Consider the following 6,591-nt stretch of genomic DNA (forward strand, 5'->3'; position numbering starts at 1 on the left):
GACGTGGCGTGGCGCCTTTCGACCGGCTGCACCAAGACGCCGTTCCGCGACCTGTGGGAGGCGTTCCGCGCGTCCGTCGACACCACGGAGATCGCGGCGCTCGTCTTCGGTTTCTGGGGCGTCGAGTACGACGCCGACTTCACCTACCCGGTACCGCTGCTCGCGGAGGCCGCCGCCTCGTTCCCGAAGCTGCGGTCGATCTTCCTCGGCGACATCACGCCCGAGGAATCCGAGATCTCCTGGATCGACCACCGCGACCTCACGCCGCTCCTCCGGGCACTCCCGAACCTGGAGAACCTCGAGGTCCGCGGTGCGGACGGGCTCGAAATGGAGCCGGTCGAGCACGCGTCGCTGAAGCTGCTGCGGTTCGAGACCGGCGGGCTCCCGGCGGGCGTCGTCCGGGCGGTGGCCGCCAGTGACCTGCCGAACCTGGAGCAGTTGGACCTGTGGCTCGGCGAGCAGCGCTACGGCGGCGACGCGACCGTCGCCGACCTCGCGCCCGTCCTGTCCGGCGAACGGCTGCCCGCGCTGATCCACCTCGGCCTGGAGGACTCCGAACTCCAGGACGAGATCGCCGACGGCGGTCGCGGGCGCGCCGATCGTCGCGCGGCTGGCCACGCTCAGCCTGGCGATGGGCGTCCTCACCGACCGCGGCGCCGAGGCGCTCCTGTCCGGCCAGCCCCTCACCCACTTGCAGGAACTCGACCTGAGCCACCACTACCTGTCCGAGCCGATGATGGCGCGCGTACGAGACGCGCTGCCCGGCGTCCCGATCGACCTCTCCGACCGGCACGAGCCGGACGAAGGCGAGTTCTTCGTCTCGGTGTCGGAGTGACGCGCGCGATCCGGAACGGACGGAACCGGCTTGATCGTCTCGCCGTCTTGATAGAGCGAACCAGCGCATTCATCGAGGGGAACCCCAGAACATGCAGGAGATTGACGCCGCGGACTTCTCCGCGTTCCGGCGCGGCGACGGCACGCACGAGACGGTGGCCACCGTGTTCGAGGGCGATCCGTTCGGCGAGGTGTGGAAGCGCTTCTGCGAATCGGTCGACACCACGCGGGTCGCGCGCTGACCATCGGTTACTGGGGTGCCGACTACGACACCATCTACGAGTACCCGGTGCCGCTGCTGGTGGAGGCCGCCGCGTCCTTCCCCAAGCTGCACTCCCTCTTCCTCGGTGACATCCCGGCCGAGCAGTCGGAGATCTCCTGGATCAACCACGGCGACATCACCCCGCTCCTCGAAGCGTTCCCGAACCTGGAGCGGCTCAAGGTACGGGGTGCGGACGGCCTGGTCATGGAGCCGGTCGGGCACGCGTCGCTGACGGCGCTGCAGTTCGAGTCCGGCGGGTTCCCCGCGGGCGTCGTCCGGGCGCTGGCGGCGAGCGACCTGCCGAACCTCGCGCACCTGAACCTGTGGCTCGGCGAGGAGGCGTACGGCGGTGACGCGGCCGTCGACGACCTCGCCGGGATCCTGTCCGGCGAACGCCTGCCGTCGCTGCGGCACCTCGGCCTGGAGGACTCCGAACTCCAGGACGAGATCGCCGAGGCGGTCGCGGCCGCGCCGGTCGTGGCGCGGCTGGAGTCGCTGAGCCTGGCGATGGGCACGCTCACCGACCGCGGCGCCGAGGCGCTCCTGTCCGGCCAGCCCCTCACCCACCTGCGGAAACTCAACCTGAGCTACCACTACCTGTCCGAGCCGATGATGGCGCGCGTGCGTGCGGCGCTGCCGGGCGTCGAAGTCGACGTGGACGACCGGCAGGAGTCGGACGAGGGCGAGTTCTACGTCGAGGTCGGAGAGTGATCTCCGAGTCCCTGACCGAGTACGCGGGCCTGCCCGTCGTCACGGCCGATGACGATCCGCCCACCGGGCCGGTGGCGTGGAAAGTGGGAACCGGCCACGACGACATTTTCCCGGAGGAATGGGAGAAGTTCCTCCGCACCGTCGACCCGGCCGGGGTCACCGCCCTGGTGATCGGCCACTGGGGGCCCGGCACGTTCAGTTACCCGCTGCCGATGCTGCTGGAGTCCGCCGAAGCGTTCCCGAACCTGCGGTCCCTGTTCTTCGGCGACATCACCTACGACCTCGCCGAGATGTCGTGGATCCAGCACGAGGACATGTCGGCGCTGCTCCCGGCGTTCCCTGCGCTGGAACGCCTGGACGTCCGCGGCTCCGACGGCCTCGCCCTCGATCCGGTCGGGCACGGGTCGCTGAAGGTCCTGCGGTTCGAGTCGAGCGAGCTGCCCGCCGCGATCGTCCGGGCGGTGATGGCGGGCGACCTGCCGAACCTGGAACACCTGGACGTGTGGTTCGGGGCGACCCACGTGTCCGCCGACGATCTCGCGCCCGTCCTGTCGGGGGAGCGGTTCCCCGCGCTGCGGCGCCTCGGCCTGGAGAACAGCGAGGAGCAGGACGACTTCGCCGAGGCGCTCGCGGCCGCGCCGGTCGTCGCGCGGCTGGAGTCGCTGAGCCTGGCGAGGGGCGCGCTGACCGACCGCGGCGCCGAGGCGCTCCTCGCGGGGCAGCCCCTCACCCACCTGCGGGAACTCGACCTGCACCACCACTTCCTGTCCGAGGACATGACGCGGCGGGTCGAAGCGGCGCTGCGCGGCGTCCAGGTCGACCTGAGCGACCGGCAGGAAGCAGAGAACTACGACGGCGAGAACTGGTATTACGTGGAAGTGTCCGAATGACCGTCGGTGACCATCTGCGAGTCTTCGCCGGCCTGCCGGTGGTGCGGTTCGATCCGGAGGCGCCCGGTGCGGGCGCCGGAACGGCGGCGCCGGACGAGGTCGCCTGGCGCATCGAGGGCGATTACGGCCTGAAAGGCAGCGAGATCTTCCCGCGGTTCGCGGAGCTGGTGGACCCCGCCCGGGTCGCCGCGGTGGTCATCGGAGACTGGGGCGGCGGCTGCGCCATGAGCCCGACGTTCATGACCGAGGCGGCGGAGTTCCCCCGCCTCAAGGCCCTGTTCGTCGGCGACCTCACGTTCGAGGAAGCCGAGATCTCCTGGATCGAGCACGCGAACTTCGCGCCGATCTTCAAGGCGTTGCCGAGCCTGGAGCGGTTCGAGGTCCGCGGCGCCGCCGGCCTCGAGATCGATCCGTTCGAGAGCGCGTCGCTGAAGACGCTGCGGTTCGAGTCCGGCGGGCTGCCCGGGAAGGTCGTGCGGGCCGTGGCGGCGAGCGACCTGCCGAACCTGGAGCATCTCGACCTGTGGCTGGGCATCGACTGGTACGGCGGCGACGCGACCGTGGACGATCTGGCGCCGTTCCTGTCGGGGGAGCGGTTTCCGTCGTTGCGGCATCTGGGCTTGGAGGACGCGGAGATCCAGGACGACATCGCCGAGGCGGTCGCGGCCGCGCCGGTGGTGGCGCGGCTGGAGTCGCTGAGCCTGGCGATGGGGACGCTCACCGATCGTGGCGCGGAGGCGTTGCTGGCGGGGCAGCCGCTCACCCATCTGCGGAAACTCGACCTGCATCATCATTTCCTGTCCGAGGCGATGACGGCGCGCGTGCGGGCCGCACTGCCGGACGTCGAGGTCGACCTGTCCGCCGGAGAGGACCAGGACGACGAGGACCCGTACGACGACCCGGACGACGACGAGGCCGCGCCCTACGTCGCGGTGTCGGAATGATCGGACGAGTCGTGAACTGTCCGTCCCGCCTGGTAGGACATGGCGGACGGAACGAAAAGAAGGCAGGGACAGCATGATCGGCGAAAACCTGGACGAGTACGTCGGCCTTCCGGTGGTCGTGTTCGGGGAGGACGACGACGCGGGCGCGCCCGCCGGGCCGGTGGCGTGGCGGGTGGCGACCGCGTTCGACGAGGAACCGTTCGCCGACGTGTGGAAGCGCTTCTGCGCGACCGTCGACACGTCCGCCGTGACCGCGCTCGTCATCGGCTACTGGGGTGCGAGCTACGACGAGAACTATGACTACCCGGTGCCGCTCCTCGCCGAGGCGGCCGCGTCGTTCCCCAACCTGCGGTCGCTCTTCCTCGGCGACATGACATTCGAGGAAGCCGAGATCTCCTGGATCGAGCACGAGGACATCTCGCCGCTGTTCCGGGCGTTCCCGGACCTGGAACGCCTGGAAGTCCGGGGCGCGGTGGGCCAGGGCGAGAGCGGGCTCTCGCTGGACTCGATCGAGAGCGAGTCGCTGCGGACGCTGCGGTTCGAGTCCGGCGGGCTGCCCGCGGGCATCGTCCGGGCGGTGGCGGCGAGCGACCTGCCGAACCTCGCGCACCTCGACCTGTGGCTCGGGACCGAGAACTACGGCGGTGACGCGACCGTCGCCGACCTCGCGCCCATCCTGTCCGGCGACCGCTTCCCGTCGCTGCGGCGCCTCGGCCTGGAGGACTCGGAGATGCAGGACGAGATCGCCGAGGCGGTCGCGGGCGCGCCGGTGGTGGCGCGGCTGGAGTCGCTGAGCCTGGCCATGGGGACCCTCACCGACCGCGGCGCGGAGGCGCTGCTCGCGGGCCAGCCCCTCACCCACCTGCGGGAACTCGACCTGCACCACCACTTCATCTCCGAGCCGATCCAGACGCGGATCAAGGCGGCGCTGCCGGGCGTCGAGATCCACCTGGAGGCGGCGAGCCGCGACGAGCCCTACATCGAAGTGTCGGAATGACCCCGTGAGCGGCTGAGGAGCGAAGATGGGCATCTGGGACGAGCGGGAAGAGTACGCGGGGCTGCCGGTGTTCCGGTTCGACCAGGAGCGGCTCGGTGCCGACGCGGCGGACCTCCCCGACCTGCCCGCCGCCGGTGCGGCGGCCTGGCGCGTGACGTCCGATTTCGACGAGGAACGGTTCGACGACGTGTGGGAGATGTTCCGCGCGTCCGTCGACACGACCGAGGTCACGGCGCTGCTCATCGGCTACTGGGGCGAGTCCGACGACGTCACCTACCCGGCGCTGCTCCTGGCCGAGGCCGCCGCCTCCTTCCCCAAGCTCGACTCCCTGTTCTTCGGCGAGATCACGGCCGGGGAATCGGAGATCTCCTGGATCGTGCACGGGGACATCTCGCCGATCGTGCGCGCCTTCCCGGGCCTGCGGCGCCTGGACGTCCGAGGCTCCGACGGGCTCGTCTTCGAACCGTTCGAGAGCGACGCACTGGAGGTGCTGCGGTTCGAATCCGGCGGGCTGCCCGCGTCGACCGTCCGGACGGTGGCGGCGTGCGGCCTGCCGAACCTGCGGCGTCTCGACCTGTGGATCGGCGTGAACGCCTACGGCGGCGACGTGTCGATGGACGACCTGGCGCCCGTCCTGTCGGGGGAGCGGTTCCCGTCGCTGCGGCACCTCGGCCTGGAGAACGCGGAATGGCAGGACGAGATCGCGGCGGCGGTCGCGGCCGCGCCGGTCGTGGCGCGGCTGGAGTCGCTCGGCCTGGCGCGCGGCATGCTCACCGACACGGGCGCGGAAGCGCTGCTGTCCGGGCAGCCCCTCACCCACCTGCGCAGGCTCGACCTGCATCATCACTTCCTGTCCGATGCGATGATGGCGCGGCTGCGGAACGCCCTGCCCGGCGTCGAGATCGACCTGGGGGACCAGGGAGATCCCGAAGGGGCGTATTTCTACGTCCAGGTGGCCGAATGAGCAGGCGGGCGACGGCGTGAGGGAGAAGCATGACGATCAATGAGCATCTGGAGGAGTATGCGGGGCTCCCGGTGTTCGCCCACGGTGCCGACGCGACCGGCGAGGGCGAGACGCCGGCGCCGGGCGAAGTGGCCTGGTGCGTGGCCGAGACCGGCGGGCCCGCGTTCCGGACGGCCTTCGAAAGCTTCGTGAAGACGGTCGACACCGCCGAGGTCACCGCGCTCGTCATCGGGTTCTGGGACATGGAGCCCTTCCCCGTGCGGGTCCTGACCGACGCGGCCGCGTCCTTCCCGAACCTGAAGTCGCTGTTCATCGGTGACATCGTCCTGGAAGAGGCGGAACTGTCCTGGATCATGCACACCGACCTCACGCCGGTGCTCCGAGCGTTCCCGGGGCTGGAGCGACTGGACGTCCGCGGCGCGGAGGACCTGGTCCTGTACCCCTTCAGAAGCGAGTCGCTGAAGGTGCTGCGGTTCGAGTCCGCAGGGCTCCCGGCCGAGGTGGTGCGGGCCGTGGCGGCGAGCGAGCTGCCGAACCTGGAGCACCTCGACCTGTGGCTGGGCATCGGGGAACGCGGCGGTGACGCGACGGTCGCGGACGTCCAGCCGTTCCTCGCCGGGGCGCGCTTCCCCTCGTTGCGGCACATCGGACTGCAGAACACCCCGATGCTCGACGAGCTAGCGGACGCGATCGGGTCCGCCCCGGTAGTGCCGCGGCTGGAGTCGCTGGCACTGTCGTTGGGCGTCCTGACCGACCGGGGCGCGGAGGCGCTGCTGTCCGGGCAGCCCCTCACCCACCTGCGGAAGCTCGACCTGAGGCACCACTACCTGAGCGACGCGATGGTGGCCCGGACGAAGGCCGCGCTGCCCGGCGTCGATATCGACTTCGATTTCACCGGCGAGAGCATGGCCGACCGGTCCGAGGAGCTGGGCGACCACGAAAACCGGGACTTCTTCATCGCGGTGTCGGAATGACCCGAGCCGAAGCGA

The 6,591-nt window shown here is 70.4% G+C and carries 8 protein-coding genes; all 8 read left to right on the forward strand.

The window, feature by feature from the left end; genetic code table 11:
• Positions 1-631: 631 nt before the first annotated feature.
• Positions 632-835 carry a hypothetical protein gene (locus BJF79_RS65865; protein WP_316043462.1) on the forward strand — a complete coding sequence of 68 codons (204 nt, stop codon included), beginning with the start codon at positions 632-634 and terminating at the stop codon, positions 833-835.
• Positions 836-926: 91 nt separating this feature from the next.
• The gene (locus BJF79_RS55970) at positions 927-1,076 is read left to right on the forward strand and encodes a hypothetical protein (protein WP_158079317.1); all 150 of its coding nucleotides are present in this window, start codon (positions 927-929) and stop codon (positions 1,074-1,076) included.
• Positions 1,028-1,807 (forward strand): STM4015 family protein, encoded by a 780-nt coding sequence (locus BJF79_RS28560; RefSeq protein WP_158079318.1) that lies wholly within the window; start codon positions 1,028-1,030, stop codon positions 1,805-1,807. Before BJF79_RS55970 ends, BJF79_RS28560 begins: the two co-directional genes overlap by 49 nt.
• Positions 1,804-2,697: an STM4015 family protein gene (locus BJF79_RS28565; RefSeq protein ID WP_075901989.1), complete on the forward strand. Its 894-nt coding sequence runs from the start codon at positions 1,804-1,806 to the stop codon at positions 2,695-2,697. The genes BJF79_RS28560 and BJF79_RS28565 overlap by 4 nt, the downstream gene beginning before the upstream one ends.
• Positions 2,694-3,641 (forward strand): STM4015 family protein, encoded by a 948-nt coding sequence (locus BJF79_RS28570; protein WP_075901991.1) that lies wholly within the window; start codon positions 2,694-2,696, stop codon positions 3,639-3,641. The genes BJF79_RS28565 and BJF79_RS28570 overlap by 4 nt, the downstream gene beginning before the upstream one ends.
• A 73-nt stretch (positions 3,642-3,714) precedes the next feature.
• Complete coding sequence (locus BJF79_RS28575) at positions 3,715-4,638, forward strand: STM4015 family protein (protein WP_075901993.1); 924 nt, start codon at positions 3,715-3,717, stop codon at positions 4,636-4,638.
• Between the two features lie 25 nt (positions 4,639-4,663).
• Positions 4,664-5,602, forward strand: a complete 939-nt coding sequence (locus BJF79_RS28580; RefSeq protein ID WP_075901995.1) for an STM4015 family protein — start codon at positions 4,664-4,666, stop codon at positions 5,600-5,602.
• Positions 5,603-5,631: 29 nt separating this feature from the next.
• Positions 5,632-6,576 (forward strand): STM4015 family protein, encoded by a 945-nt coding sequence (locus BJF79_RS28585; RefSeq protein WP_075901997.1) that lies wholly within the window; start codon positions 5,632-5,634, stop codon positions 6,574-6,576.
• The last annotated feature ends 15 nt before the right edge of the window (positions 6,577-6,591 follow it).

The sequence above is a fragment of the Actinomadura sp. CNU-125 genome (assembly GCF_001942465.1).
Classification (GTDB): Bacteria; Actinomycetota; Actinomycetes; order Streptosporangiales; family Streptosporangiaceae; genus Spirillospora.

Bases quoted from the DNA above. Each gene is read 5' to 3' on its own strand.
- BJF79_RS65865 (WP_316043462.1), top strand. From the start codon at position 632: ATGGGCGTCCTCACCGACCGCGGCGCCGAGGCGCTCCTGTCCGGCCAG.
- BJF79_RS55970 (WP_158079317.1), top strand. From the start codon at position 927: ATGCAGGAGATTGACGCCGCGGACTTCTCCGCGTTCCGGCGCGGCGAC.
- BJF79_RS28570 (WP_075901991.1), top strand. From the start codon at position 2,694: ATGACCGTCGGTGACCATCTGCGAGTCTTCGCCGGCCTGCCGGTGGTG.
- BJF79_RS28575 (WP_075901993.1), top strand. From the start codon at position 3,715: ATGATCGGCGAAAACCTGGACGAGTACGTCGGCCTTCCGGTGGTCGTG.
- BJF79_RS28580 (WP_075901995.1), top strand. From the start codon at position 4,664: ATGGGCATCTGGGACGAGCGGGAAGAGTACGCGGGGCTGCCGGTGTTC.
- BJF79_RS28585 (WP_075901997.1), top strand. From the start codon at position 5,632: ATGACGATCAATGAGCATCTGGAGGAGTATGCGGGGCTCCCGGTGTTC.